Here is a 1395-nt window from a genome sequence, read left to right on the forward strand (position 1 = left end):
GTACCTTTCCTGCGCCACACCCTTGGGCTCTCCCGGTATGACGCGTCGGTGCGGGTGAAGATCACCCACCATTGCGGCGAATTCGTGCAACAGACCGGCCATGTCGCCCCGCCAGTACTGCCGGTCACCGCGGAAGCCTTTGCCGCGGGCGATATCTCTCGGGATCACGTGCGCCACATCATGGATGTGATGAACCATCTGCCCGTCGATGTGCCTGCTGAGGCGCGGGCCGAGGCCGAGCAGATCCTTGTCGATTACTCCCGCAACGGGTGGCCCGATGATCTGTTGAAGATCGGGCGCGACATCCTCGCCCGCCTGGATCCCGATGGGAAGGTTGTTTCCGACGCTGACCGTCGCCGCCGTCGCGGCATCACGCTGTGCCGTCCCGGTGTGGACGGGATGACCCGCATCGAGGGCTGGATCACCCCCGAGCTGCGTGCCTGCCTGGATGCGGTGTTCGCCAAGCTCGCCCGGCCCGGCATGTGCAATGTCGAGGACCCGGAAAGCCCGTCCGCTGCGGGTGGGTTCATCGCCGACAGTGTTCTCGATACTGCTGCGCGTCGTGACCGTCGCGATGCCGGGCAGCGCACCCACGATGCCCTGCTCGCGCTGGTGCAGCCCGGTGTGAACATGCGGACCCTCGGCATGCACCGTGGTCTGCCGGTCGAGGTCGTGCTCACCATGAGCCTGACCGACCTCGAAAACGGGACCGGCGTCGCCACCACCGCCTCCGGCACCCAGGTTTCGATCAACGAAGCGTTGAAGATGGCCGAAGGCACCCGCCCGGTCCTGGCGGTCCTCGACGGCGACGGGATGCCGATCTACCTGCAACGGTCGCGTCGAACCGCCAACCTGGCCCAACGCCTCGCACTGCTCGCCCGCGACAAGGGATGCACCCGCCCCGGGTGTGAACAGCCAGCCAGTATGTGCGCCGCCCACCACATCAATGATTGGGCCAAGGGTGGTCCGACCGACATCAACAACCTCACGTTGGCGTGCGATCACTGCCACGCGTTGATCAACGATGGCCCCGATGGCTGGAAAACCGTTGTGATGGGTAAAGACTCACCGCATCCAGGCCGGACGGGGTGGATTGCTCCGAAGAGTGTTGACCCGACCGGCCTTCCACGGGTGAATGATCGTCATCACGTGGGGCAGGCGATCGCCACCGCCATCGATTCCAGTTGCCGAATGTGGCGCTCACGGGCAGCGTGAAACCCGTGCTGCTCGTGTCCTGCTGGCGTGCGCAAAACTACATGGAGCGTGGTCGCCTCGCCTGCCCTGCCGGACTGGGGCTGACGCCAAGCTGGGAGCCGTGACCCGCCGATCCCGGCCCAGGGACTGCACGCATCACCTTCTCGAGACAAAAGCCCAGAGACCTCCCACGCCGTCCAC

General features: G+C 65.6%; 1 protein-coding gene. It reads left to right on the forward strand.

Annotated features, from left to right (window positions below; genetic code table 11):
- Positions 1-1215 (forward strand): DUF222 domain-containing protein (locus tag ACIRS4_RS37035; protein WP_404204485.1); only part of this gene is annotated, 1215 nt, incomplete at its 5' end.
- Between the last annotated feature and the right edge of the window lie 180 nt (positions 1216-1395).

The organism is Streptomyces sp. NPDC101166 (assembly GCF_044768125.1).
Classification (GTDB): Bacteria; Actinomycetota; Actinomycetes; order Streptomycetales; family Streptomycetaceae; genus Streptomyces.